We start from the raw sequence: 26,178 nt of genomic DNA on the forward strand, positions 1-26,178 counted from the left end.
TGTGTCGATCACTGTAGGGCTCCTTTTTTAAGTGTGATTGTACAGACCAGCAANAGNTTTCAGCGGAATGTGCCGGGCGCCTTGAATAACAAAGGTTGAGGCCTGGCAGGACGACTTTGCAAACTATCGCAGGTAAACAGATGCGGGCGTTCAATGACATACCCTTGAGCGAAGTCGACCCCGATCTCCAGCAATGCCTGCTCGATCTGGGGTGTTTCTACAAACTCGGCAATGGTGCGTTTACCCATGACGTGGCCGATGTGATTGATCACTTCGACCATGGCGCGGTTAATCGGGTCGTCCAGCATATCCTTTACGAAACTTCCATCGATCTTCAGGAAGTCTACAGGTAAATGTTTCAGATAAGCGAATGAGGACATCCCGGCGCAAAAATCATCCAACGAAAAGTGGCAACCTAAACCTTTGAGTTCATTGATAAATCTAATTGCACTTCCCAGATTTGAAATGGCACTGGTTTCTGTAATTTCAAAACAAATCATTTCAGGTGGAATGGCCCAAACAACAAACTGTTCCCTCAGGAAGTCCAGAAACGCGTCATCTCCGATAGTAGTGCCTGACAGATTAATCGCACACATGGCCAAAGGACCTTTGCGCTCTTCGGCAATACATTGGGCAATGATCTTGAAGACGTTCTGCACCACCCAACGATCAAGTGCGGTCATCAGGCCATAACGTTCGGCTGCCGGAATAAAACTGTCCGGCAATATCATGCGCCCGGCTTCATCATGTAGACGCAACAGGATTTCTATATGCCCGCCGCCGTGTTCGGTGTGTCCAAGGGGCGCGATTTCCTGGGAGTAGAGGCAAAAGCGATCCTCTTCCAGGGCCATGTGCAGGCGTTGTACCCATGCCATCTCACCGAAACGCAGGGACAGTTCCGAATCATCGGCGTTATACACCTGAACACGGTTACGCCCTTTTTCCTTGGCCATGTAACAGGCCATATCAGCAGCACGTAGCGAAGCTTCGAGGGTGGTCGGGGTTTGCGCGACATGAACCATCCCGATGCTCACCGTCGTGACGAATGGCCGGCCTTTCCACACAAAATGCAGGTTCTGCACGGTATGGCGCAGGCTCTCGGCAATTTTCTCGGCTGCTTCCGGCGGACAGTTTTCCAGCAAAATCCCGAACTCGTCACCGCCCAGTCGGGCCAGGGTGTCACCTTCGCGCAAGCCTGATTGCAGCAGCGCGCAGATATGCCGAAGCAGTTCGTCCCCCGCCGCATGGCCGCAGGTATCGTTGACCAGTTTGAACTGGTCCAGATCGAGGAACATCAAGGCGTGGCGCCCGGAGTATCGGGTCAGGTTGTGCAGCGCCTGTTCCAGGCGATACTCGAACTCGCGACGATTGGCCAGCCCGGTCAGGGCGTCGTGGGTAGCCTGCCAGGACAGATTGGCGATGTACTGGCGCTCCTGAGTCATGTCATGCAACACCAGCACGGCGCCACTGACCTTGTCGGCGTTGCGGATCGGTGCCCCGACCAGGGTGACCGAGACGGTGCTGCCATCGAGGCGCTGGATCAGTTTGGAATGCTCGCTGCCGCCGCTGAGCTGACCGCTCAAAATATGCTCGATCAAGGTAAAACCGTCAGCCTGAGCGTTGTCATCCAGCAGATTGAACAAGGCTGCCAGCGGCAAGCCGATGGCCTGCTCGCCTTTCCAGTGGGTGAGTGCCTCGGCGGCCGGGTTCATGTAGGCGATGGCTCCGTCGACGTCAGTGGTAATCACCCCGTCGCCAATGGATTGCAGGGTGATCTGCGCCCGGTCTTTCTCCAACTGCAAGGCCTCGGCAAAGGCATGGCGCTGCTTGAGCAGTTTGTGGGTACGCATCAGGGCCAATGCAATCAAGCCCAGGGCCGTGGCCAGGTTCGTGACCAGCAGCAGGCGCAGAATCAAGCGCGACCCCTCGCCCAAGGCATCGCTGAAGGCTGTGGCGGCTGGCGTCACACCATCGTTGATTGCAAAAATCTGGTCTTTCCAGCGCTTGATGTCGGCGTCCGACGCCTGATTTTCGGTAATACGCTGGTGCATCTCTTGCGCCACGTCATCGAGTTGTACCAGGTATGCGTCACCCACCGTCCAGCGGTCGATGGCTTTTTCAAGGTAACTGAAATGCCTGAAATTGAGGTACAGCCAGATTACGCTTGAGACGTCGTCGGGGTGATTGCCACCCTTGAGAATCGCCACCCGTGCGGCTTCGATATTCGGTGGTTGGTGATCCAGCGCCACACGCAGCTCGTGGCCCCCCTGGGGGACGGCAATGGCGTTCTGGTACTTTAGGAAAATGGCCCCGTCGCGACTGTCCGCGTAGAGATTGAGGTAATAGATGGCGTCTTTCTGGCCCTTCGACCACAGGCTCTCCCCGGCCACATAGCCGCGAACTGCCGAAAGCACATAGAGACTGACCCCGCCCAATAGCGCTTGAAATAGCACTACGGCAATAAATGGCCAGACGATGCCCAATAACCTGGGGGTTCCGAGAGTCCGCTTTTGCTTCATGAGGTCCCTTGCATTAGCACTGCCAGATCATCATCCAAAGTGATCGCTACAGCTAGACTAGGGTGCGTATTCGCTCCCGGCAAGCCAATGGCCATATTTTGCGTACTCTTGCCGTCAACCTGGCGCGAACTGTCACTAATGCTGCTGTAAATGGCCATAAAGCTTGGCGTACAACCCACCTTCGGCAATCAGCTGCTGATGGTCACCATCCTCGGCAATTTGCCCGCCGTCGAACACCAGCACCCGATCGGCCTGTTTCACCGCCGACAACCGATGCGCAATGATCAGCGTGGTGCGGTTGCTCAAGAACCGCGCCAGCGCCTGGTGCAGGTTGTATTCGGTGGCAGCGTCGAGCGCCGAGGTGGCCTCGTCGAGAATCACCACCTTAGGTTCGGCCAGCACCATCCGCGCAATCGCCAGCCGTTGCCGCTGGCCACCGGACAAACGGACGCCGGAACGCCCGACGATGCTGTCCAGGCCATCAGGCAATTCTCGAACCGTTTGGTTCAGTTGGGCAATTTCCAGCGCCTGCCAGCAGGCCTCGTCGCTACGTATACGGCCCATCGTCAGGTTGGCGCGAACGGTATCATTGAACAGCGCCGGGTGTTGCAGCACCACGGCGACGTTCTCGCGAATGGTCGCAAGNCCGATTTCCTGCTGGGTCGAGCCACCGAAGCGGATGGTCCCGGCAAGGGGCGTGTACAACCCCAGTAGCAACTGCACCAGGGTGCTCTTGCCGCCACCGCTGGCACCGACGATCGCCACTTTTTCACCGGGCGCGATGGACAGGTCCATCTGGTTCAACACCAACTCGTCGCCGTATCCGAAACTCAAGCCCTGAACTTCGATGCCCACGGTGTCCCGCCCCTGAAACGGATCGACACCGCCGGGGTACTGCGGCTCATCGGCGCGAGCCAGCAACTCGTTGATCCGCGACAGCGCACCGCCGGCGGCGTAATAGGCGTACTGCAAATTGAGCAGTTGCTCCACTGGGCCGATCATGAACCACAGGTAGCTGAACACCGCGAGCATCTGACCGATGGACAGGTCGGAAAACAACACGGTGAGCATCGCCGCCGCGCGGAAAATATCGATGCCGAACTGGAACAGCAAGCCACTGGCGCGGTTCGACGCATCGGTCTTCCACTGCGAGTTCACCGCGTAATCGCGTACTTCCCGGGCNCGCTGGCCAAGGCGCCCAAGGAAAAACCCCTGGCGATTGCCGGCACGCACTTCCTGGATGGCGTCGAGGGTTTCGGTCAGGGCCTGGGTGAAGCGCGAAGTGCTGTCGTTCTCAAGCTTCTTCAAGTGTTTGACGCGCTTGCCCAGCTGTACCGTGGCGTAGATCACCAGCGGATTGAACAACATGATCAGAAGTGCCAGCTTCCAATGCATCCAGATCAGAATGCTGGCGGTGCCGACCAGCGTCAGCATCGCCACGAGGAATCGACTGAGGGTTTCGCCGATAAACTTATCCAGCGTATCCAGGTCCGTGACCAGGTGCGTGGTGACTGTGCCGCTGCCCAGGCTCTCGTATTCGCCCAGNGAAATGCGCTTGAGCCGTTCGATCAGCCGTATGCGGATGCGATACACGATGTCTTTGGCCAGCGCCGCGAACAACTTCGCCTGCACCACGTTGAACAGCAAGGCACCACAGCGCAGCAACAAGGTCACCAGCAGCATCAGGCCGATGTAGCCCGCCGCTTTCTGCCAGCCTTCCGGCAACGCGTGGTTCATGATTTTCAGCGCGGAATCGCCATGCCCCAGCAGCACTTCGTCCACCAGCAACGGCAGCAGCAACGGAATCGGCACGCTGCACAGGGTGGCCAACACCGCGACGCCATTGGCGATCCACAGGGATTTTTTATGGTGAAGGGCCAAGCGACGGATTTCAGCCCAACTCAGCCGATCGACACGCTTGGGAGCTGGCGTGTCATCGGGCAGGTCAGGCACAGGCAGCGCGCTCCAGCCAACGGCCGAGCAATGGCGACAATTCACTCAAGGGTTGATAACCATTGGTCAACAACGCCAGTTGACCATTACGTTCGGCCAACAGCGTTGGGAATCCGGCGATGCCGAGGTCCTGGACCCAGGTGAAATCGGCAGCGGTCGCGGCGTGCTGATCGGCACGGTCAAACGCGGCCGCAAACTCGATGCGCGGCAGGCCGGCTTTCTCGGCCAATTCGACCAGGACACTGGCGTGGGTGACGTCTCGGCCTTCGGCATAGAACGCGTGTTGAATCAGCCCGAGCAGTTTCCACGCGCAATCCGGCGCCAGGTATCGTGCTGTCACCAACGCCCGACAGGCAGGTTCGGTGTCGTAGACNAAACCGTCGGGCAATGCACCTTCACGCTTGAACGGCTGGCCGGTGGCCTCGGTGACTGCCTGCCAATGCTCCAGAATGTAGCGCCGGGTCGTTGGCTCCAACGCCGCGCCACTGCCGGTGCGCAAACCGCCCACCACCAGGTGCAGCTCCACGCCGGCCGCCTGGGCCTGCTCAACCAGCGCCTGCGCCACCGGGGCAAAGCCCCAGCACCAGGAACACATCGGGTCCATCACATAGAGCAGGCGCGCGGGCATGGGTCAGGCCTCGGAAGGAGTTTGCTTGTAGTTGTAGCCGATCGGGTGAGGCAGGTTGCGCGCCTTGGCCAGTTCGATCTGCTTCTGCCGATCAATGGCGCTGCGGCGGGTCTTCTCCGGCAGCTTATCCCAGCAATGCGGGCAACTGATGCCAGCCACATAATGCTCGGACGCGCGGTCTTCTACGCTCACCGGTGTACGGCAGGCATGACATTGATCGTAGTCGCCTTCGCTCAAGTCGTGGCGCACGGTGACGCGATTGTCGAACACAAAACAGTCGCCCTGCCATTTGGTCTCTGCCTGCGGCACCTCTTCGAGGTACTTCAGGATGCCACCCTTGAGGTGGTAGACCTCATCGAAGCCTTCGCTGAGCATAAAGCTGGAAGCCTTCTCGCAACGAATGCCGCCGGTGCAGAACATCGCGACTTTCTTGTGCCTGGCCGGGTCGAAGTTGGCTTTGATGTAGTCGGGGAATTCGCGAAAACTGGTGGTCTTCGGGTCGATCGCGCCTTCAAACGTGCCGATGGACACTTCGTAGTCGTTGCGCGTGTCGATCAACAGCACTTCCGGGTCGCTGATCAGNGCGTTCCAGTCTTGTGGGTTGACATAGGTGCCGACCTTTTTGTTCGGGTCGACGCCTTCGACGCCCAGGGTCACGATCTCTTTCTTGAGCTTGACCTTGGTGCGGTAGAACGGCTGGTCGTCGCAGTACGACTCTTTGTGATCGATGTCGACCATGCGTGGGTCGTTCTTCAGCCAGGCCATCAGGCCATCAATGCCTTCGCGGCTGCCGGAAACGGTGCCGTTGATGCCTTCTTCGGCGATCAGCAAGGTGCCCTTGATGCCGTTGTCGACCATTGCCTGCAGCAGGGGCTCGCGCAGGGCGACGTAATCTTCGAGAGTGACGAACTTATACAGTGCCGCCACGACAATCGGTTGGGTCATGGGTGTTCTCTCCAGGTGGCTACCCTCGTAAGGGGTGAACCGGATGCAAAAAAAACGCGCCGGGTGAGCGGCGCGTTGCGGATTCTAGCAAAAATGGTGTGGTTTTAGGACTGCGAGTTGCAGGCTTGGCACAAACCACTGTGGTGAGGGGGCAANCCCTGCGTCAGCTATGCCCGCCGGCGCAGGTCGGCGAGGCCGGGGCTGCGTCGATTTTCGCCCATTCTTCGGGCGTGTAGGTATGCAGCGCCAGCGCATGAAATTCGCTCATCAGGTCACCCAGGGTGGCATAGACCGTCTGGTGGCGCTTGACGCGGTTAAGCCCCTCGAACTGCTGGCTGACCAGCACGGCCTTGAAGTGGGTCTGCAACCCACGGCTGTGCATGTGGCTTTCATCCAGCACTTGCAGATGCTCGGGCTGTAACAGACCCAGCGTCGATTCGATGCGTTGTTGCATGGTCATACCGGGCTCCGCTTAAGGCTTTTTCTTGGCAGCAGGAGCAGCAGCGCCGGCTTTAGGATCCAGCTCGTTAGTCATGTCAGCCAGCAGCTTGTTCACCACCGGTACGGCGCTTTCCAGTTTGGCCTGGGTCATCTGGGCCGATTGCTGGGTCAGTTGCGGCATTTTTTCCAGGACTTTCTTGCCCAGTGGGGACTGGTAGAACGCAACCAGGTCCTTGAGCTCGGATTCGCTGAAGTTGGTGGTGTAGAGCTTGACCATGTCCGGCTTCAGCTTCGGCCAGCCAATGGCTTGGTCCAGAGCAGCGTTGGCCTTGGCCTGGTAGCTGTCCAGTACGGACTGCTTGGCGGCAGGCGCCTTGGTCTGTTCGAAACGCTGGGCGAACATTTGCTGCACTTGCATGTACACCGGGGTACCCAGCTTGTCAGCGTGGGCCAGGGTAAGGAAGGCTTCGGCACTGGCGTTATGGCTGGCGGTATCGGCAAACACTTGGCCGCTGGCGCAAACCAGAGCAACCGCGGTACAGATGGCACGAAGACGAGTCATCGAGTTTCCTTTTCTAGCAGGCGAGGTAAGACCCCAAGGGCGACCATTCTGCGCCTAAAAAAGTGTGTCACTCAACCCCAAGCCTTGCAGGGCCTGAATTAGAGGGGTTGAACGGTCAAAATCCAGACTGATGGAACCACGGCCGGCGATCACGGCCTAAACTGCGCTATCGACCTACAGGAGTGTGCATCATGAGCCGTATCGAAACCGACAGCCTTGGCCAGGTGGAAGTCCCGGATGAGGCCTACTGGGGCGCTCAGACGCAACGCTCGCTGATTAATTTCGCGATTGGCAACGAACGCATGCCGCTGGCCGTGCTGCACGCACTGGCCCTGATCAAGAAAGCTGCGGCGCGGGTCAATGACCGCAATGGCGACCTCCCCGCCGACATCGCCCGCCTGATCGAACAGGCTGCCGATGAAGTGCTCGACGGCCAGCATGACGACCAATTCCCCCTGGTGGTCTGGCAGACCGGCAGCGGCACCCAAAGCAATATGAACGCCAATGAAGTCATCGCCGGCCGTGCCAACGAGCTGTCGGGCAAACCCCGTGGCGGCAAGAGCCCGGTGCACCCCAACGATCACGTCAACCGCTCCCAAAGCTCCAACGACTGCTTCCCGACCGCCATGCACATTGCCGCCGCCCAGGCGGTGCAGCAGCATTTGCTGCCGGCGATCAGTGAACTCTCCGGCGGCTTGGCCGAGTTGGCGGCGCGGCACATGAAGCTGGTGAAGACCGGCCGCACTCACATGATGGACGCCACGCCCATCACCTTCGGCCAGGAACTCTCGGCGTTTATCGCCCAACTGGATTACGCCGAACGCGCGATCCGCAGCGCCCTGCCCCCGGTGTGCGAACTGGCCCAGGGCGGCACCGCCGTCGGCACCGGGCTCAATTCGCCCCATGGTTTTGGCGAAGCGATTGCTGCGGAGTTGGCCGCCCTCTCCGGCCTGCCGTTCGTCACCGCGCCGAACAAGTTCGCCGCGCTGGCCGGCCATGAGCCGCTGACCACCCTGTCAGGCGCGCTGAAAACCCTCGCCGTGACCCTGATGAAAATCGCCAACGACCTGCGTCTGCTGGGTTCCGGGCCGCGCGCCGGATTTGCCGAAGTGAAACTGCCGGCCAACGAACCGGGCAGCTCAATCATGCCGGGCAAGGTCAATCCTACCCAATGTGAAGCGCTGTCGATGCTGGCCTGCCAGGTCTTGGGCAATGACGTCGCCATTGGTTTTGCGGCGAGTCAGGGGCACTTGCAATTGAACGTGTTCAAACCGGTGATCATCCACAACCTGCTGCAATCGATCCGCCTGTTGGGCGATGGCTGCAGCAACTTCCAGCAGCATTGCATGGCAGGCCTGGAGCCCGACGCCGGGAAAATGGCCGAGCACCTGGAGCGCGGGCTGATGCTGGTGACGGCGCTCAACCCGCATATCGGCTACGACAAGTCGGCGGAAATTGCCAAGAAGGCTTACAGCGAAGGGCTGACCTTGCGAGAGGCGGCGTTGCAGCTGGGGTACCTGACGGATGAACAGTTTGATGCGTGGGTAAGGCCGGAGAATATGTTGGAAGCTGGCGCCAAGGGCTGAATCCAGTGGTGACTGTTAGTCCGCCATCGCAGGCAAGCCAGCTCCCACAGGTTTCGTATCGTTCACGGAAATTGTGACCGACACAAAACCTGTGGGAGCGTGGCTTGCCCGCGAAGAACGATAACTCGGTCTAACTGGCGGCCATCCGCACCCGCCGCGCCCTGAGCCCGGCAATCAACGACGGCCCAAGGGCCACCAACGCCGACCCCACCACCACCAGCACCGCCCCGCCATACCCCAGGCCATTGATCGTCTCGGCATGCACATATTCCGGCCATGCCCACGCCGCCACGGCCACCGCGCCAAACGTCACCAACGGCGTAATCGCCAACGTCGCACTGACCCGTGAAGCTTCCCAATGGGCCAGCGCTTCGGCAAAGGCCCCATAAGCCACCAGCGTATTCATGCAACACGCCAGCAACAGCCAGCCTTGCAACGGGCTCAGTTGCAGCGCCTCCAGCGGATGTGCCCACGGCGTGAGCAGCACGGCGCACGACAGGTAGATCACCATCATCACTTGCAGCGAGTTCCACACCGTCAGCAACTGCTTCTGCCCCAGCGCGTAAAACGTCCAGACCGTCGAGGCCAGAAGCACCAGCAACACGCCGGCGGTGTAATCGGTCAGCGAGGTCAACAACTCGGCCAGGCGTTGATTAAAGAACAGCGCGAAACCGATCAGCAGCACCAGCAGACCAATCCCCTGCCCCACGCTGAACCGTTCCTTGAACACAAATACACTGGCGACCATCAGAAAGATCGGGCCCATCTGCACGACCAATTGTGCGGTGCCGGGGCTGAGCATTTTCAGGCCGACCAGGTACAGCACGTAGTTGCCGACCAGGCCAAGCACCGCCATCAACACCAGCCAGCCGCCACGGGGACCGAGAACTTTGCGGCTGGGCAGGCGGCGGGTCGCCGCCAGGTAGATGAACAGGCAGCCACCGGACACCGTCAGGCGAAACCAGGTCACCGTCACCGGGTCCATCACCAGCAGGACTTGCTTGAGTTTGATCGGCAGGATTCCCCACAGAACCGCGGTCAACAAGGCCAGGAACAGACCGTAAACCCAGCGACCGGATGAAATGTGCATGCGAACCCCAAAGCCAGATGGCAAGAAACACCATTCTAGGCGCAGACCCCGGCCCGACACAGGGACAGTTGGCGACGGGCCGCGAATGAAACTGTGCAGGTCGCATCATTAAATTGGCGATGTGCCGTCGATCAGTTGGTCAGGCGCCGCAAGTGGTTCATGCATAAGCTCATTGAATCCGCCAACCGGAACATCCTTCAGGAGACCCGCCATGTACGGCATGCGCGCCCAGGACACCGCCCCCGCCACGCACTTTCGCTGCGACCGGGTGAGTCGTGTGAATGGGGAACTGTATTTCAGCACCCGGGAAAACACGCTGGAGGGGCCGTTTGATAATCCGCAGGTGGCAGAGCGGGAGATCCAGGCTTATATCGAGCGGATGCAGCTTTCGGGTGCCCGCCGTTAGACCGAGGCGTCTGCATCGCGGGCAAGCCCGCTCCCACAGGTTTTGTGGCGTACGCANNAATCACTGTGGGAGCGGGCTTGCCCGCGATGGCTAATTCAAAGTCGCTGTAAAACCTCAGGCATTTAACGCACCGCTTCGAACAACCCCGTCGCACCCATCCCGCCCCCAACGCACATGGTGACGACGCCATACCGCAAGTTGCGCCGCTGCAACTCACGCACAATGTGCCCGACTTGTCGCGAGCCGGTCATGCCAAACGGGTGCCCGATGGAAATCGAACCGCCGTTGACGTTGTACCGGGCATTGTCGATTTCCAGGCGGTTGCGCGCGTACAAGCACTGGGACGCAAACGCTTCGTTGAGTTCCCACAGGTCGATATCCGCCACCTGCAAGCCCTTGGCCTTGAGCAATTTCGGTACCGAGAACACCGGACCAATGCCCATCTCGTCCGGTTCGCACCCGGCCACCGCGAAACCACGGAAGAACGCCTTGGGCTTGAGACCCAGCTCGAGGGCTTTTTCCAGGCTCATCACCAGTGTCATAGAGGCGCCATCGGAGAGCTGCGAGGAGTTGCCCGCCGTCACCGAACCGTCTTCGGCAAACACCGGCTTCAACCCGCTGAGGCTGGCCAGGGTGGTGTCAGGGCGGTTGCAATCGTCGCGGTCGACGATCCCGTCGAGGATCTGGATTTGACCGGTGGCCTTGTCTTCAACCCGATACTTCACCGCCATCGGCACGATTTCATCATCGAACAATCCAGCAGCCTGAGCCTGAGCCGTGCGCTGCTGACTTTGCAGTGCGTACAGATCCTGCTCCTGGCGACTGACGCTGTAACGGCGCGCGACGATTTCAGCGGTCTGGCCCATCGGGAAATAGATGCCCGGCACCTGCTCTTTAAGCAGCGGGTTGATCAGGTTGTCGGTATTCACGCTTTTCAGGGTCAGGCTGATGGACTCGACGCCCCCGGCGATGATGATGTCGCTGCAGCCCGACGCGATCTGGTTGGCGGCAATCGCGATCGCTTGCAAGCCCGAGGAGCAGAAGCGGTTGAGGGTCATGCCGGCCGTACCGGTGCCCAGTTGCGAGAGCACCGCCACATTGCGACCGATGTTGNAACCCTGGGCGCCTTCGTTGGAGCCGGCGCCGACAATGCAGTCCTCGACAGTCGCCGGGTCGATACCATTGCGGGTCAGCAGCGCATTCACACAATGGGCCGCCATGTCATCGGGGCGGGTCTGGTTGAACTTGCCACGAAAGGATTTGGCCAGGCCGGTTCGCACGCTGTCGACGATCACCACTTCACGCATGGCATACCTCATTGTTGTTGTCGGTTGAGAGTGGACCGAGCATATGTCCACCCCATAACCGACCGCGACAATCATTCACCCCGCGTATGCGTAACCATCGGCTCACGACTGGCGTTTTTTGGCCTTCTTGTCGTGCTTGTCGGACTTCTCGAACGCTTCTTCCAACGCCAGGTTGATCGTGCGCAGGACCTTGACCCGGGCCCAGCGCTTGTCATTGGCCTCCACCAGGGTCCACGGCGAGATTTCGGTGCTGGTGCGGTCAACCATGTCGCCGACGGCCGCGCGGTAGGCGTCCCACTTGTCCCGGTTGCGCCAGTCGTCTTCAGTGATTTTGAAACGCTTGAAGGGGATTTCNTCGCGGGCCTGGAAACGCTCCAACTGGGTCTGCTTGTCGATGGCCAGCCAGAACTTGACCACGATCACACCCGCATCGCGCAGTTGCTCTTCAAAGTCATTGATCTCGCTGTAGGCCCGCAGCCAGTCCGCCGGTGGGCAGAAGTTTTCGACGCGCTCCACCAGCACGCGCCCATACCAGGATCGATCGAACACCGTGAACTTGCCCTTGGCCGGCAGGTGCCGCCAGAAACGCCACAAATACGGTTGCGCCCGTTCTTCCTCGGTCGGCGCGGCAATCGGCACGATGCTGTACTGGCGAGGATCGAGCGCCGCCGCGACACGCCGGATTGCCCCGCCCTTGCCCGCCGCGTCATTGCCTTCGAATACGGTGACCAGCGCGTGTTTGCGCATGCGCTTATCGCGCATCAGCCCGGAGAAGCGTGCCTGTTCGGTGATCAGTTGTTCTTCGTAATCGTCCTTTTCCAGGCGCAAGGTCATGTCGAGGCTGTCGAGCAGGTTGAGCTGATCGACATGGATCGGCAGCGGCGCCGCGTTGACCTTGTCGGGATGAACGGTGGGTCGCTTCAAGGCATTCTGCAGGCCGTCGAGCAGGATTTTGCCCACCGCCAGACTTCGATAATGCGCATCCACGCCTTCAATCACATACCAGGGTGCGTAGTCGCGGCTGGTGCGACGCAGGATGCGCTCACCAAAATGCACAAACTTGTCGTAGGTCTTGGACTGCTGCCAGTCCAGCGGGCTGATGCGCCAGCTGTGCAGCGGGTCGTCGGCCAGCGCCTTGAGCCGCGCCTTCATTTGCTTCTTGGACAGGTGGAACCAGAATTTGAAAATTAGCGCGCCTTCGTCGCAGAGCATTTTTTCAAAGCGCTCGGACTGGTTGATCGCCTGGTCCAGCACCGCGTCCTTGAACAGCCCATGGACCCGGCCCTGGAGCATCTGGCTGTACCAGTTGCCGAAGAAAATCCCCATGCGCCCCTTGGCCGGAAGCATCCGCCAGTACCGCCAGGCCGGTGGTCGCGCCAGTTCTTCATCAGTCTGNTGGTCGAAGGTGCGCACCTCGATCAGGCGTGGGTCCATCCATTCATTGAGCAGCTTGACGGTCTCGCCCTTGCCGGCCCCTTCGATGCCGTTGATCAGGATGATCACCGGGAAGCGCTTCTGCTGTTGCAGTTCGAACTGCGCTTCGAGCAAGGCTTCGCGCANTGCCGGTTCTTCAGCTTCGTAGGTTTCTTTGTCGATGGCGTGACCGATTTCAGCAGATTCGAACATGGACGGCTCCCTTTCCTGATTGCGCAAGACTAGCGGATTGAGTTGTTTTGCGTGGAAGAATCCATTTCTTCACCGCAACCACTGTTCCCTGTAGCTGCTACAGGATTTTCTGCGAGTCGGCGGTCGTGCAAGCATCGCCACGTCGATCAGCTAGAATGGCCGCCTTGCCGTTGCCGAGCCTGCCATGAAACCTGTATTGCCTCACGCCCAACTCGACTGGGACGACCAGGGTCGCCCGTATTCACGGGTATTCGACGACGTGTATTTTTCGGACAAGTCAGGCCTTGAAGAAACCCGCTACGTATTCCTCGAACAGAACGGTTTGCGTGAACGCTTCGCCGCGTTGCCGGACGGCGGTCGACTGGTCATTGGCGAAACCGGTTTCGGCACCGGCTTGAACTTCCTCTGCGCCTGGCAGCTGTTCGAGCAACACGCAGTGGCCGGTGCGCGCCTGCACTTTGTCAGTGTCGAAAAATACCCGCTGAGCCAGCCAGACCTGCAGCGTGCGTTGGCGTTATGGCCGGAGCTCAAGCCGTTTGCCGATCAATTGCTGGCGCAATACGTGGCGATCCATCAAGGCTTCCAGCGCNTGGTACTGGATAACGGCCGTGTCACCCTGACCCTGCTGGTCGGCGACGCCCTGGAGCAATTGCCGCAACTGGATGCACAGATCGACGCCTGGTTTCTCGACGGCTTCGCCCCGGCGAAAAACCCCGACATGTGGACCGCCGAGCTGTTTGCCGAACTGGCGCGCCTGGCGGCTCCGGGCTCGACCATCAGCACCTTCACCAGCACCGGTTGGGTGCGCCGCCTGATCAATGCCGCGGGTTTCAAGATGAAGCGCACGCCCGGCATCGGTCACAAATGGGAAATCCTGCGCGGTGTGTTTCTGGGCTGGCCTGCAGAAACCCCCACGCCTGTCGTTGCGAAACCCTGGTTTGCCCGCCCAACGCCGTTGACCGGCGAACGTCACGCCTTGGTGATTGGCGCAGGACTGGCCGGTTGCGCCACCGCCGCCAGCCTGGCGGCACGGGGCTGGCAAGTCAGTTTGCTGGAGCGCCACGATGCGCTGGCACAGGAAGCATCGGGCAATCCACAGGGCGTGTTGTACCTCAAGCTGTCGGCCCATGGCACGGCCTTGTCACAGCTGATACTCAGCGGTTTCGGTCACACCCGGCGCCTGCTGGAACACTTGCACCGAGGTGTTGATTGGGATGGCTGCGGCGTGCTGCAACTGGCCTTCAACGCCAAGGAAGCCGAACGTCAGGCACAACTGGCGGCGGCGTTTCCCGAGGATTTGCTGCACACACTCGATCAGGAACACGCACAGATACGCGCAGGCATCGCGTTGCAATCGGGCGGCCTGTTTTATCCGGAAGGCGGTTGGGTGCATCCACCCGCCCTGTGCGCATGGCAAGCGGCGCATCCGAAAATCCGGCTCCATACCCATCACGATGTACTGGAACTGCGCCGTGTGCAGGGGCAATGGCAAGCGTGGGAGGGTCACAAACTGCTGGCCAACGCGCCGGTGGTGGTGCTGGCCGGTGCTGCCGAGATCAAGCGTTTCGACTTCAGCAGCGACTTGCCGCTCAAACGGATTCGCGGACAGATCACCCGCCTGCCCCAAACACCTGCAAGCCAGAGCCTGAGCACCGTGGTATGTGCCGAAGGGTATGTCGCACCCGCCCGGCTGGGTGAACACACCCTGGGCGCGAGTTTTGATTTCACCAACGACGACCTGACGCCCACCACAGCAGAGCATGCCGGCAACCTGCAAATGCTCGAGGAAATCTCGGTGGACCTGGTCGCCCGACTCGGCGCAGACGCCTTGCAACCCGAGGCACTTGAAGGTCGCGCAGCGTTCCGCTGCACCAGCCCCGACTACCTGCCGATTGTCGGCCCCTTGTCTGACAGCCAGGCCTTCGCCGACGCCTACATCGCCCTGAGCAAGGATGCCCGGCAAACGCCGGACATCCCTTGCCCATGGCTGGACGGCTTGTACGTCAACAGCGGCCACGGTTCACGAGGGCTGATCACCGCGCCGCTATCAGGCGAGTTGCTGGCCGCCTGGCTCGACAACGAACCGCTGCCATTACCAAGACCCGTGGCCGAGGCGTGTCACCCGAACCGCTTTGCCTTGCGACGACTGATCCGGGGTAAATGAATCCGCCTTCTCACTGTTTAAACTATCCCTGTATTGCCTGTGGCCCGGCGTTTTCTGCAGAAGGCGCCTCCCTGCACATTCCCTCTTATTACTTATCGATCTAAAACTCCCACGATCCCACCGGGTCAGTTTCTGAGTACCTGGCGTTTTGGCCGGNTGAATATTGACCCCTCCCCAACGGAAAAACCGGTAAGGAATTTATGTGCGGATTAGCTGGAGAATTACGTTTCGATGCCCAACCTGCCGACTTGGCGGCCATTGAGCGCATCACCCATCACTTGGCCCCACGCGGTCCCGACGCCTGGGGCTTCCACGCCCAAGGGCCGATTGCCCTGGGCCACCGGCGCCTGAAGATCATGGACCTGTCGGACGGCTCGGCCCAACCAATGGTCGACGCCCANCTGGGNTTGTCCCTGGCCTTCAACGGTGCCATCTACAACTTCCCGGAATTACGCGAAGAGCTGGAAGCCCTGGGCTACGCCTTCTATTCCGGTGGCGACACCGAAGTGCTGCTCAAGGGCTACCACGCCTGGGGCGAAGCACTGCTCCCCAAGCTGAACGGCATGTTTGCCTTCGCGATCTGGGAGCGTGACGCCCAGCGCCTGTTCATCGCCCGTGACCGTCTGGGCGTGAAGCCTTTGTACCTGTCGCGCACCGGCCAGCGCCTGCGCTTCGCCTCGGCGTTGCCGGCACTGCTCAAGGGCGGCGATATCAACCCGATCCTCGATCCGGTGGCGCTCAATCACTACCTGAATTTCCACGCCGTGGTGCCTGCACCGCGCACCTTGCTGGCGGGCATTGAAAAGCTGCCGCCAGCGAGCTGGATGCGCATCGACGCCAACGGCAAGACCGAACAGAAAATCTGGTGGACCCTGCCCTACGGCCCACACGCCGACGAGATGAACCTGACCCTCGAAGACTGGCGTGACCGTGTACTCGACAGCACCCGCGACGCGGTCGCGATCCGTCAACGTGCGGCCGTGGACGTCGGCGTACTGCTGTCGGGCGGTGTCGATTCGAGCATGCTCGTCGGCCTGTTGCGTGAAGTCGGCGTGCAGGACCTGTCGACCTTCTCGATCGGTTTTGAAGATGCCGGTGGCGAGCGCGGCGACGAGTTTCAGTACTCGGACCTGATTGCCAAGCACTACGGTACCCGTCACCACCAACTGCGCATCGCCGAAAGCGAAATCATCGAGCAACTGCCGGCTGCGTTCCGCGCCATGAGCGAGCCGATGGTGAGCCACGACTGCATCGCCTTCTACCTGCTGTCGCGGGAAGTGGCCAAGCATTGCAAGGTGGTACAGAGCGGCCAGGGTGCCGACGAGTTGTTCGCCGGTTACCACTGGTACCCGCAGGTGGATGGCGCCAGCGATCCCTACGCCGCATACCGCGATGCATTTTTCGACCGCAGCTACGACGATTACGCCGCCACCGTGCAACCGAAATGGCTGACTGCCAATGACGCTGCCGGTGACTTTGTGCGTGAGCATTTTGCAATGCCCGGCGCCGAGGCGGCAGTGGATAAAGCCCTGCGCCTGGACAGCACGGTGATGCTGGTCGATGACCCGGTCAAACGCGTGGACAACATGACCATGGCCTGGGGCCTGGAAGCGCGCACACCGTTTCTCGATTACCGCCTCGTCGAATTGTCGGCCCGGGTCCCGGGCAAATTCAAACTGCCGGACGGTGGCAAGCAAGTCCTGAAAGAGGCGGCGCGGCTGGTGATTCCAAGCGAAGTGATTGACCGCAAGAAGGGCTACTTCCCAGTGCCGGGCCTCAAGCATTTGCAGGGCGACACCTTGAACTGGGTGCGCGAGCTGCTGCTGGACCCGAGCCAGGATCGCGGCCTGTTCAACCCCGCCATGCTTGATCGCTTGCTGACCGACCCGCAAGGCCAACTGACCCCGCTGCGCGGCTCCAAGCTGTGGCAACTGGCGGCGCTGAACCTGTGGCTCAGCGAACAAGGAATCTGATCGATGAAACCCCACGCCACGGCTTATAGCCAACGCTTGTTGCGCGGTCAGTCGCCCTCCTATGAACGTTTGCAGGCACGTCTGGCCGAAGACGGCAGCCCACTGGGCGCCGAGCCGATTGCCGTGCATTGCGGCTGGGGCCGGTTGTTGATCGGCCACACGTTCCCTGACCCTGCNAGCCTGGCCCAGGAGCTGCTCAACGAGCAGACCGGTGAGCGCGACATCGCGTTGTACGTTGCCGCCCCCCAGCAAGTGTTGGGGCTGGAACCGGCGCAACTGTTTCTCGACCCCTCCGACACCTTGCGTCTGTGGTTCAGCGATTACCGTCAGTCAACCCGGGTGTTTCGCGGCTTTCGCATTCGCCGGGCCCAAAGCGAGACAGACTGGCAGGCGATCAATCAGCTGTACCAGGCGCGCGGCATGTTGCCGATTGATGCGAATTTGCTGACGCCGCGACATCAAGGCGGCCCGGTGTATTGGCTGGCCGAAGANGAAGACAGCGGCGCGATCATCGGCAGCGTCATGGGCCTCAATCATCACAAGGCGTTCAACGATCCCGAGAACGGCAGCAGCCTGTGGTGCCTGGCGGTCGACCCGCACTGCTCGCGGCCCGGCGTCGGAGAAGTGCTGGTGCGGCANNTGGTAGAGCACTTTATGAGCCGTGGCCTGAGCTACCTTGACCTGTCGGTGTTGCACGACAACCGCCAGGCCAAGAGCCTCTACGCCAAGCTGGGTTTTCGCGCGCTGACCACCTTTGCGATCAAGCGCAAGAACGGCATCAACCAGCCACTGTTTCTCGGCCCGGGGCCGCAGGCGGGGTTCAACCCCTACGCGCGGATCATTGTCGAAGAGGCCCATCGACGCGGCATTGATGTGCACGTGGACGACGCGGGTGCCGGCCTGTTCACCCTCAGCCATGGTGGACGCCGCGTGCGTTGCCGTGAATCCTTGAGCGACCTGACCAGCGCCATCAGCATGACCCTGTGCCAGGACAAAAGCCTGACCCACAAGGTGCTCAAAGCCGCCGGTTTGAACCTGCCCTCGCAGCAACTGGCCGGCAACGCCGACGACAACCTGGCGTTTCTCGATGAACACGAGCGGGTGGTGGTCAAGCCTCTGGATGGCGAGCAAGGTCAAGGCGTCGCGGTGGATTTGCGAACCATCGAAGAGGTCCAGCAAGCGATCGAATCCGCCCGGCAGTTCGACAGCCGCGTGCTCCTGGAAAGTTTCCACGAAGGTCTCGATTTGCGGATTGTGGTGATCGGTTTCGAAGTGGTCGCCGCGGCGATTCGCCGGCCCGCCGAGGTGGTGGGCGATGGTCAGCATTCCATCGGCGCACTGATCGAAGCGCAGAGTCGGCGTCGGCAGGCGGCCACCAGCGGTGAAAGCAAAATCCCGCTGGACCATGAGACCGAGCGCACGTTGCAGGCAGCAGGTTATGACTACAACAGTGTTCTGCCGGCCGGTGAGCATTTGTTCGTAAGGCGTACCGCGAATCTTCATACCGGTGGGGTTCTGGAGGATGTCACGGCGATGTTGCATCCGACCCTGGTGGATGCGGCGGTGCGGGCGGCGCGAGCGCTGGATATTCCCATGGTCGGGCTCGACCTGATGGTGCCCGCCGCCGACCAACCCGAGTACGTATTTATCGAAGCCAACGAACGGGCCGGGCTGGCTAATCACGAGCCGCAACCGACTGCGGAGAAGTTTGTGGATTTGTTGTTTCCGCACAGTCAGCCAGCAGCTTCTTAGTGATGTGTCGCCTGAGCTGACGCTATCGCGAGCAGGCTCACTCCCACATTTGGAATGCATTCCCCTGTGGGAGCGAGCCTGCTAGCGATGGCGCCAGTCCAGGCACCCAATCTTTTCTCCTCATCGAAACCATCGATGGCCTCAACTCATCAGGAGTTTCCATGACCAGCAAAATCCCCGAACCGGATCTCAACTACCTGCAAAAAGTGCTGCTGGAGATGCTCGCCATTCCCAGCCCCACCGGGTTTACCGACACCATCGTGCGCTACGTCGCCGAGCGCCTGGAAGANCTGGGCATTCCCTTTGAAATGACCCGGCGCGGCACCATCCGCGCCACGCTCAAGGGCAAGAAAAACAGCCCGGACCGTGCGGTCTCCGCTCACCTCGACACCATCGGCGCCGCGGTTCGCGCGGTGAAAGACAACGGTCGCCTGACGCTCGCCCCGGTCGGTTGCTGGTCCAGCCGNTTTGCCGAAGGCAGCCGCGTCAGCCTGTTCACCGATAACGGCGTGATCCGTGGCAGCGTGTTGCCGTTGATGGCCTCCGGGCACGCGTTCAACACCGCNGTGGATGAAATGCCGATCAGTTGGGATCACGTCGAGTTGCGCCTGGACGCTTACTGCGCCACCCGCGCGGACTGCGATTCCCTGGGGATCAGCGTGGGCGATTTCGTCGCCTTCGACCCGCTGCCAGAGTTCACTGAAAGCGGCCACATCAGCGCCCGTCACCTCGACGACAAGGCCGGCGTTGCAGCGCTGCTGGCGGCGATAAAAGCGATCGTCGACAGCGGTGAGGAGTTGATGATCGATTGTCATCCGCTGTTCACCATCACCGAGGAAACCGGCAGCGGTGCGGCGGCCGCTTTGCCGTGGGACGTCAGCGAATTCGTCGGCATTGATATCGCGCCGGTTGCGCCCGGCCAGCATTCCAGCGAGCATGCCGTGAGCGTGGCGATGCAGGACTCCGGCGGGCCGTATGACTACCACCTGTCGCGGCACTTGCTCAGGCTGGCCAGTGAAAACGAGTTACCGGTGCGCCGCGACCTGTTTCGCTATTACTTCAGCGATGCGCATTCGGCGGTNACCGCCGGCCACGACATTCGCACAGCCCTGCTGGCGTTTGGTTGTGACGCCACCCACGGCTACGAGCGCACGCACATCGACAGCCTGGCGGCGCTGAGTCGCTTGTTGAGTGCCTACATTCTGAGCCCGCCGGTGTTTGCCAGCGATGCGCAGCCCGCGAAGGGCTCGCTGGACCGGTTCAGTCATCAGATCGAGCACGACACGCAGATGGAAAGCGATACGCGGGTGCCGTCGGTGGACAGTCTGGTGGGACAGCGAACAGATAGCTGACCCACGTAGTGCGTCGCTTGGGCCGTCGCCATCGCGGGCAAGCCCGCTCCCACAGGNTTAGTGATCGCCGCAAAACCTGTGGGAGCGTGGCTTGCCCGCGATGGCATCAGATCAGGCAACGTTGAAGGCCAAGGCTAGCCGCAACCGAGCATTCGCCGTAGCATCGCGCCATTGTTTAGCCGAGGTGCCTATGCTGATTCCCTACGACCAACTTGAAGTCGACACCCTGACCCGCCTGATCGAGGACTTCGTTACCCGCGATGGCACTGACAATGGCGACGAAACACCGCTGGAAACCCGCGTATTGCGCGTGCGTCAGGCGCTGACCAAGGGCCAGGCGCTGATCGTGTTCGACCCTGAAAGCGAGCAATGCCAGTTGATGCTCAAGCACGATGTGCCCAAGCACCTTTTCGACTGAGGGGCTCAACGTCTTTTGGTTTTGGCCAGTTTGACCTGGATGCGATCGTAGACCTCGGCCCGATGCACATTGACGTTTTGTGGCGCTTCGACACCGAAGCGCACGCTGCCTCCGTTGACGGCGATGATGCGCACTGAAATGTTGTCACCGATGGAAATCATCTCGCCCACAACGCGACTGAGTACAAGCATGGCATTCATCCTTCAGGGTTACCGGCCCTTGAAGATGCCCGGCCCGCAGCCGCTCTTCAATGCAGCAACGGCAAATCAGTCCCGCCCTACAGCGCAGGAAGATCCCGCCTTACGGAAACGTCTGACAAATCTTTGAGTGCCGCTTCAGGAAGCAGAGAAACGCGGGCCGAACAGAATCACACTGGCCCCGATCACGCACAGCGCCACGCCCAGCCAGTCCGAGCCAAGGGGACGAATTCGCTCAACCACCGCCAGCCAACCGATCGACGCGACGATGTAAATGCCCCCATAGGCGGCATAGGCCCGACCGGCGTAAGTCGCCTCGACACGGGTCAGCAACAGCGCAAATAACGTCAGGCTGAGCAGCGCTGGTGCCACCCACCAAATGCTCTTACCTTGGCGCAGCCACATCCAGAAGGCGAAGCAGCCGGCAATTTCGAACAGCGCCGCGAGGAAAAACCACAGGTAATTGAGCATTCACGCGTCTCGTAAGGATGACCGGTTGCGGCCACCCTAACGACGGTGTTGCGCACGGGCAAGTTCAGCCTGCGTTTTGTTTGGCCTTGGCGCGCATTTTGTCGGCCATGACGGTCATTTCGTTGTAGAGCAGTTGCGGGTTTTTCTGCTTCAGCGCCCAGGCCATGCGTCCCTGTTCGTGGGGCAGGATCATGAATTCACCGGCGGCGACGTGCTCATAGATGTAATCGGCAATGTCGGTCGCGGTGATTGGCGAACTTTCCAGCAATTTGCCGACCTGGGCTTTCATGGCCGGGGTCGGGCCACGGAAAGAATCCAGCAGGTTGGTCTGGAAAAATGACGGGCACACCACGTGCACGCCCACTTCCTGCTGCTTGAGTTCCACCAGCAAGCTCTCCGACAACGCCACCACACCGGCCTTGGCCACGTTGTAGTTGCTCATCGCCGGCCCCTGCATCAATGCGGCCATTGAGGCGATGTTGATAATCCGGCCCTGGCTTTTCTCCAGCAGCGGCAGGAACGCTTTGCAGCCCTTGACCACGCCCATCAGGTTGATCGCGATCTGCCAGTCCCAATCTTCCAGGGACAGTTCACTGAAGAACCCGCCCGAAGCCACGCCGGCGTTGTTGACGATGATATCGATGCCGCCAAGCTTCTCTTCGCACGCCTGGGCGAATGCGGTCAGTTGGCTGTAATCGCGCACATCGCAACGCTGGATAAAACCGTCGCCACCTGCGTCGCGAACCAGTTTCAGGGTTTCCTGCAGACCGGGCTCGCTGACATCCGACAAGGCCAGTTGCCAACCCTCGCGGGCCCAGCGCAGAGCGATTTCGCGACCCAGGCCGGACCCGGCGCCGGTGATCATCATGCGATTTTGCATAGGAAAGCTGCCTTGTGGTTCNGGGGAAGATGCGCTGAGTGTAGCGAAGGACATTGCGCGACCCACGCTCCATCAGATTGCTGAATGGTCCGAGCAAACCGAGGGAGCGCCGGAGTCAACTAACGCCGCCAAAAACGAAATAAGGCTTTCTTCGAAATACATTAAAAAAACTTGGAATTTTCCGACACAAGCGGCAGTCGGATTTTGTAAGCAGCTCGGGTTTATTGCAGTCCAGCTGACAGTTAAAAGCATAGGTTATTCCAGAACACTTCCAACAAGGAAATAGACATGGGCACAATTCTTATCGTAATTCTGATTCTCCTGCTGGTAGGTGGTTTGCCGGTCTTTCCACACTCCAGAAGTTGGGGTTATGGCCCGTCGGGTATCATCGGCGTGGTGTTGGTGGTGCTGTTGATTCTGCTGTTACTTGGCAAGATATAAAGAATTAACAAGCAAAAAAAGAGGCCCTCGAAGGCCTCTTTTTTATTGCGCCGAAAACTTAGTCCGGCTTGCCGTCAACCACACCGGCGGTGTTATCCAACAGGCTCTTGGTCGCCGTCTGCAGGAACGACTCGAGTTTCTGTTTCAGCGCTGCTTCGTCCGGTGACTCGGGAATCACTTTACCGGTCGGCTCAGCGCCCAGTTCGTACTCCCACAGCTTCGGTGGCATGTCCTTGGGCAGTACCAGAATGCGGTCTGCGGTAACCAACGCTACGGTCTGGTCACTGCCCGACGGCTTGATCACGCCAAAGCCCTTGTCGCCTTCCGGCAGGTTCAGCAGGTCACGGCCCCAGCACTGGTGCAAGGTATCGCCACCCAGGCGGCCCATGATGGTCGGCACGATGTCGATCTGGGTGCCAACGGTGTGATCACGCTCGCCGAACTTCTCCTGCATGCCCGGTGCAATCATCAGCATCGGTACGTTGAAGCGGCCCAGGTCCATTTCGGTGATTTGCTGTTCGTTGCCGAAGCCGTGGTCACCCACGATCACAAACAGGGTTTCCTTGAAGTAAGGCTCTTTACGGGCCTTTTCAAAGAACTGGCCCAAGGCCCAGTCGGAGTAGCGCATGGCCGTCAAATGCTCGTTGAGGCTGCCACGGTCGGTGACTTTCTCGACCGGCAATGGCGTCGGCAATGCGTACGGCGTGTGGTTGGACAGGGTTTGCAGCAGGGCGTAGAACGGCTTGCCGCCTTCGCGGGCTTTGAGTTCTTCCAGGCCACGGTTGAACATGTCCTGGTCGGACACGCCCCACGTCGGGTCGGAGAACACCGGGTTGACGAAGTCGTTACGCCCGATGAAGTTGGTCATGCCCTGGTTGCTGAAGAAACCCGACTGGTTGTCCCAGGCGAAATCGCCGTTGTAGACATACACGTCGTCAAACTTGCGCGCACTGAGCAACTGCGGCAGGCCCGACAGCTTGTGGCTGCCTTCCGGGGTCTGCATCAGGTATTCGAAGCCCGGCAGGTTCGGGAAGCACGCCATGGTGGCGAACATCCCCTGGTGGGTGTGGGTGCCGTTGGAGAAGAAACGGTCGAACAGCAGGCCTTCCTTGGACAATTTGTCGAAGTACGGCGTGATGTTGCCCGGGCGGCCTAATGCACCCACCGAATGACCGGCGAAGCTTTCCATCAGGATCACTACGACGTTCTTGATCGGCAGGGTTTTTTCGGCAGGTGGCGTGTAGTCCCGGCGAACGGCAGCCGACTCCGTGTCCACCAGTTTCTCTTGTGGCAACACCAGCATGTCACGCACGGTCTGGGTCGCCAGCGGCTGGTCCAGGGTGGCTTTCCAGATGTTCGAACGCTCTTCGGAGAAGCGCGCCTTGGCGGCGGCGATCAGCGACAGAGTGCCGTTCAAGCCCAACTGGTTGGCGAAGTTCGAATCGGTGGTGTAGACATCACCCCAGCGCAGCGGCGGGCCCTGGCGCAGGGTGCCACGAGCGGCGACCACGCAGACCAGCAGGCAAACCACGAATACGACGCCTCGTGCATACCACGGGGCGACCTGGCGTGTGCCGATGCTGCCGCCGCTGAACGGGCCACGAGGACGGGTCGCCCGGTCGGCCCCCTTGAACGCGAGGGTCAGGATCAGCGTACCCACGGCCCAGGCCAGCAGGTACCGCACCACCGGGAAACCGTACCAGAGCATGCTCATCACGGTTTTCGGGTCTTCCTTCACATACTGGAAGACCAGGCCGTTGAGGCGCTGGTGGAATTCGCGGTAGAAGTCCATCTCCATCAAGCCCAGGAACAGCGCGATGCTCGAGGCGATGGTCAGCCAGAAGCGGAAGAACCCCCGAGCGGCCATGGCCCGGGCGCTGAACAGTGCCAGAATCAGCGGAATGCAGAGGTAGACCACCAGGCGCAGGTCGAAACGCAGACCATTGGCGAACGCCTCGATAAAGGTCGAGGCAGGTGAATCCAGAATCATTTCGCGGTTGTAGACCAGCAGCGCCAGGCGCAGCAGGGAGAACATCACCATCATGACCAGCGCGCAAAGCAGCGTGTATGCCAGATGGGATTTGACGGTCGGTTGCAGCAGGCGATTAGAAGCTCGCTGCTGACTCAGGGCGTCCGGGTTTGCCATGTCGTTTCAGGACCCATTGGAAGTTGAAGTATCAAAAATAAAGCGGCGCCCTGCCCTCTGTTGGCCAGTTCTCGGCCCCGGGGCTTGCGCGGTGCGCAAATGTTGCACGATCACCCGCAGCATTGCCATTGATTAGTGCCCGGTATGCTGACGCGGGCGAATTGTCTTGGAGGCTTTGTGAAAATTTCGTGCAACGTATATTTGGAAACAAAATATACCTGTGGGAGCGAGCCTTCTCGCGATAGCGGTGGATCAGTCGACCCTATGTCGGATGAGAAACCGCTATCGCGGGCAGGTTCGCTCCCACATGCATAACTGACTATTGCCAAATAAAAAACGCCCCGAAAGGTCGGGGCGTTCATGAAACAGCGCGCAATTACTTCTCTGCGCGTTCCTTCAGGGCTTTGAGCGTGTTGAACGGCGCATCGACCACGAACTTGTTGGCGACCATCGATGGGATGCTGCCGCCTGGCTCAGTGTGCACCTGGTAGGTCACTTCGATCTGGTCACCCTTGGGGACGAACTTCCAGAAACCGTCGACCTTGGTGACCCGCACGAAACCCTTTTCCTCAGGAATGTACTTCGGCACGCCTTCGAGCTTGCGGGTCAGGCTGCCGTCGGCGCCTTCGGTGGTGGTGATATGCAGCACCGAATCACGCGGCGTCACCGGCCACGGGGTATTGAACTGGGTGTAGGTCCAGCTCTGATCGCCTTCGTGCTTGAGCAGTTTCTGCATTTTGCACTCGTGAATCCAGGCGCAGGCGCCTGCCACGTCTTCCTGCAGCGCGCGCAATTTGGCCAGGGTGGTTTTCATCAGGGTCACGCCCTGGTAGGCCTTGTAATCGGAACCGGCCACTTCACTCAGGGACACCTTGATGCCGTCTTCATTCTTGGCGACTTTCCAGTCTTCGGCCTGTGCGGCGGTGGTGGCCAGCACCACCGTCAAACCACACAGCACAGCCATACGATGCAGCGAACCCATAGTCTTATTCCTTGTTGTTGAAGTTCCGTTCGTAGAACACATCATGCAGCCGTCATTTGCTCCCACCATCCCAGCAACTTGATCGCTTCGTCACTGCTGCTTCCGCAGACTTCGACGTCGGCTTCAAACGCCGAACACACGGCAGGCCGTTGTGGATTGCCGAAAATATTGCACAGGTTATCGACAGACAGTTGTACGCAACGTTCGCCAGCGGCCTTGCCATTGGGCATGCCGGGAATCGGTGAACTGATGGAGGGGGCAATGCAACAGGCGCCACAGCCTTCACGGCATTTCATGACGAAAAGCTCCTCGCGACGGGAGATGTGTTAATGGACGAGG

The 26,178-nt window shown here is 60.1% G+C and carries 23 protein-coding genes; 8 read left to right on the plus strand and 15 right to left on the minus strand.

What is annotated here, in order from left to right:
- Positions 1-59: 59 nt before the first annotated feature.
- The 6 genes from B7L09_RS08535 to B7L09_RS08560 all read right to left on the minus strand — a co-directional run bounded on the left by B7L09_RS08535 (position 60) and on the right by B7L09_RS08560 (position 7,048).
- Complete coding sequence (locus tag B7L09_RS08535; RefSeq protein ID WP_094468443.1) at positions 60-2,519, minus strand: EAL domain-containing protein; 2,460 nt, start codon at positions 2,517-2,519, stop codon at positions 60-62.
- A gap of 135 nt (positions 2,520-2,654) precedes the next feature.
- Positions 2,655-4,472, minus strand: a complete 1,818-nt coding sequence (locus B7L09_RS08540; RefSeq protein ID WP_094468444.1) for an ABC transporter ATP-binding protein — start codon at positions 4,470-4,472, stop codon at positions 2,655-2,657.
- On the minus strand, positions 4,465-5,067 hold the full coding sequence (locus tag B7L09_RS08545; protein ID WP_176457676.1) for a DsbA family protein: 603 nt from the start codon (positions 5,065-5,067) through the stop codon (positions 4,465-4,467). Before B7L09_RS08545 ends, B7L09_RS08540 begins: the two co-directional genes overlap by 8 nt.
- Positions 5,068-5,103: 36 nt before the next feature.
- Positions 5,104-6,045, minus strand: coding sequence for an oxygen-dependent tRNA uridine(34) hydroxylase TrhO (gene trhO / locus B7L09_RS08550; protein ID WP_094468446.1), 942 nt, complete (start codon positions 6,043-6,045; stop codon positions 5,104-5,106).
- 163 nt (positions 6,046-6,208) lie between these two features.
- Entirely contained in the window at positions 6,209-6,505 is a 297-nt protein-coding gene (locus B7L09_RS08555; RefSeq protein WP_094468447.1) for a BolA family protein, read from the minus strand.
- A 12-nt stretch (positions 6,506-6,517) separates the two neighbouring features.
- Entirely contained in the window at positions 6,518-7,048 is a 531-nt protein-coding gene (locus B7L09_RS08560) for a DUF2059 domain-containing protein (protein ID WP_094468448.1), read from the minus strand.
- A 191-nt stretch (positions 7,049-7,239) separates the two neighbouring features.
- Between B7L09_RS08560 and B7L09_RS08565 the strand changes: the two genes are divergently transcribed.
- Positions 7,240-8,634, plus strand: a complete 1,395-nt coding sequence (locus tag B7L09_RS08565; RefSeq protein WP_094468449.1) for a class II fumarate hydratase — start codon at positions 7,240-7,242, stop codon at positions 8,632-8,634.
- Between the two features lie 130 nt (positions 8,635-8,764).
- On the opposite strand, the gene B7L09_RS08570 is transcribed toward B7L09_RS08565, so the two are convergent.
- On the minus strand, positions 8,765-9,724 hold the full coding sequence (locus B7L09_RS08570) for a DMT family transporter (RefSeq protein WP_094468450.1): 960 nt from the start codon (positions 9,722-9,724) through the stop codon (positions 8,765-8,767).
- 211 nt (positions 9,725-9,935) lie between these two features.
- Here B7L09_RS08570 and B7L09_RS08575 point away from each other — a divergent pair, with 211 nt between their 5' ends.
- Positions 9,936-10,130, plus strand: a complete 195-nt coding sequence (locus B7L09_RS08575) for a DUF6316 family protein (protein ID WP_094468451.1) — start codon at positions 9,936-9,938, stop codon at positions 10,128-10,130.
- A gap of 122 nt (positions 10,131-10,252) precedes the next feature.
- Here the strand turns inward: B7L09_RS08575 and B7L09_RS08580 are convergent, their stop codons facing one another.
- The gene (locus B7L09_RS08580; protein ID WP_094468452.1) at positions 10,253-11,437 is read right to left on the minus strand and encodes a thiolase family protein; all 1,185 of its coding nucleotides are present in this window, start codon (positions 11,435-11,437) and stop codon (positions 10,253-10,255) included.
- Between the two features lie 102 nt (positions 11,438-11,539).
- Complete coding sequence (pap, locus tag B7L09_RS08585; protein WP_094468453.1) at positions 11,540-13,063, minus strand: polyphosphate:AMP phosphotransferase; 1,524 nt, start codon at positions 13,061-13,063, stop codon at positions 11,540-11,542.
- 184 nt (positions 13,064-13,247) lie between these two features.
- Here pap and mnmC point away from each other — a divergent pair, with 184 nt between their 5' ends.
- From mnmC to B7L09_RS08610, 5 genes are all read left to right on the plus strand, one after another.
- Positions 13,248-15,227: a bifunctional tRNA (5-methylaminomethyl-2-thiouridine)(34)-methyltransferase MnmC2/FAD-dependent 5-carboxymethylaminomethyl-2-thiouridine(34) oxidoreductase MnmC1 gene (mnmC, locus tag B7L09_RS08590; RefSeq protein WP_094468454.1), complete on the plus strand. Its 1,980-nt coding sequence runs from the start codon at positions 13,248-13,250 to the stop codon at positions 15,225-15,227.
- Positions 15,228-15,427: 200 nt separating this feature from the next.
- Entirely contained in the window at positions 15,428-17,200 is a 1,773-nt protein-coding gene (locus tag B7L09_RS08595) for an N-acetylglutaminylglutamine amidotransferase (RefSeq protein ID WP_094468455.1), read from the plus strand.
- Positions 17,201-17,203: 3 nt separating this feature from the next.
- Positions 17,204-18,952: an N-acetylglutaminylglutamine synthetase gene (gene ngg / locus B7L09_RS08600; protein ID WP_094468456.1), complete on the plus strand. Its 1,749-nt coding sequence runs from the start codon at positions 17,204-17,206 to the stop codon at positions 18,950-18,952.
- Between the two features lie 161 nt (positions 18,953-19,113).
- A complete protein-coding gene (locus B7L09_RS08605) occupies positions 19,114-20,304 on the plus strand; it encodes an osmoprotectant NAGGN system M42 family peptidase (RefSeq protein WP_094468457.1) in 1,191 nt (396 codons plus the stop codon).
- 190 nt (positions 20,305-20,494) lie between these two features.
- Positions 20,495-20,722 carry a YheU family protein gene (locus tag B7L09_RS08610; RefSeq protein ID WP_093421735.1) on the plus strand — a complete coding sequence of 76 codons (228 nt, stop codon included), beginning with the start codon at positions 20,495-20,497 and terminating at the stop codon, positions 20,720-20,722.
- A gap of 5 nt (positions 20,723-20,727) precedes the next feature.
- On the opposite strand, the gene csrA is transcribed toward B7L09_RS08610, so the two are convergent.
- From csrA to B7L09_RS08625, 3 genes are all read right to left on the minus strand, one after another.
- A complete protein-coding gene (gene csrA / locus B7L09_RS08615; RefSeq protein WP_010461752.1) occupies positions 20,728-20,913 on the minus strand; it encodes a carbon storage regulator CsrA in 186 nt (61 codons plus the stop codon).
- Positions 20,914-21,057: 144 nt separating this feature from the next.
- Positions 21,058-21,390 carry a YnfA family protein gene (locus B7L09_RS08620; protein ID WP_094468458.1) on the minus strand — a complete coding sequence of 111 codons (333 nt, stop codon included), beginning with the start codon at positions 21,388-21,390 and terminating at the stop codon, positions 21,058-21,060.
- A 64-nt stretch (positions 21,391-21,454) separates the two neighbouring features.
- Positions 21,455-22,270 carry an SDR family oxidoreductase gene (locus B7L09_RS08625; RefSeq protein ID WP_094468459.1) on the minus strand — a complete coding sequence of 272 codons (816 nt, stop codon included), beginning with the start codon at positions 22,268-22,270 and terminating at the stop codon, positions 21,455-21,457.
- A 282-nt stretch (positions 22,271-22,552) separates the two neighbouring features.
- Between B7L09_RS08625 and B7L09_RS08630 the strand changes: the two genes are divergently transcribed.
- Positions 22,553-22,711 (plus strand): DUF3309 family protein, encoded by a 159-nt coding sequence (locus B7L09_RS08630; protein WP_169858239.1) that lies wholly within the window; start codon positions 22,553-22,555, stop codon positions 22,709-22,711.
- A gap of 58 nt (positions 22,712-22,769) precedes the next feature.
- On the opposite strand, the gene B7L09_RS08635 is transcribed toward B7L09_RS08630, so the two are convergent.
- The 3 genes from B7L09_RS08635 to B7L09_RS08645 all read right to left on the minus strand — a co-directional run bounded on the left by B7L09_RS08635 (position 22,770) and on the right by B7L09_RS08645 (position 26,135).
- Positions 22,770-24,857 (minus strand): LTA synthase family protein, encoded by a 2,088-nt coding sequence (locus B7L09_RS08635; protein WP_094468460.1) that lies wholly within the window; start codon positions 24,855-24,857, stop codon positions 22,770-22,772.
- Between the two features lie 376 nt (positions 24,858-25,233).
- Entirely contained in the window at positions 25,234-25,839 is a 606-nt protein-coding gene (locus tag B7L09_RS08640; RefSeq protein WP_094468461.1) for an START domain-containing protein, read from the minus strand.
- 41 nt (positions 25,840-25,880) lie between these two features.
- Entirely contained in the window at positions 25,881-26,135 is a 255-nt protein-coding gene (locus tag B7L09_RS08645) for a YkgJ family cysteine cluster protein (protein ID WP_094468462.1), read from the minus strand.
- Between the last annotated feature and the right edge of the window lie 43 nt (positions 26,136-26,178).

It is taken from the genome of Pseudomonas mandelii (assembly GCF_002251635.1).
Taxonomy (GTDB): Bacteria; Pseudomonadota; Gammaproteobacteria; order Pseudomonadales; family Pseudomonadaceae; genus Aquipseudomonas; species Aquipseudomonas mandelii_B.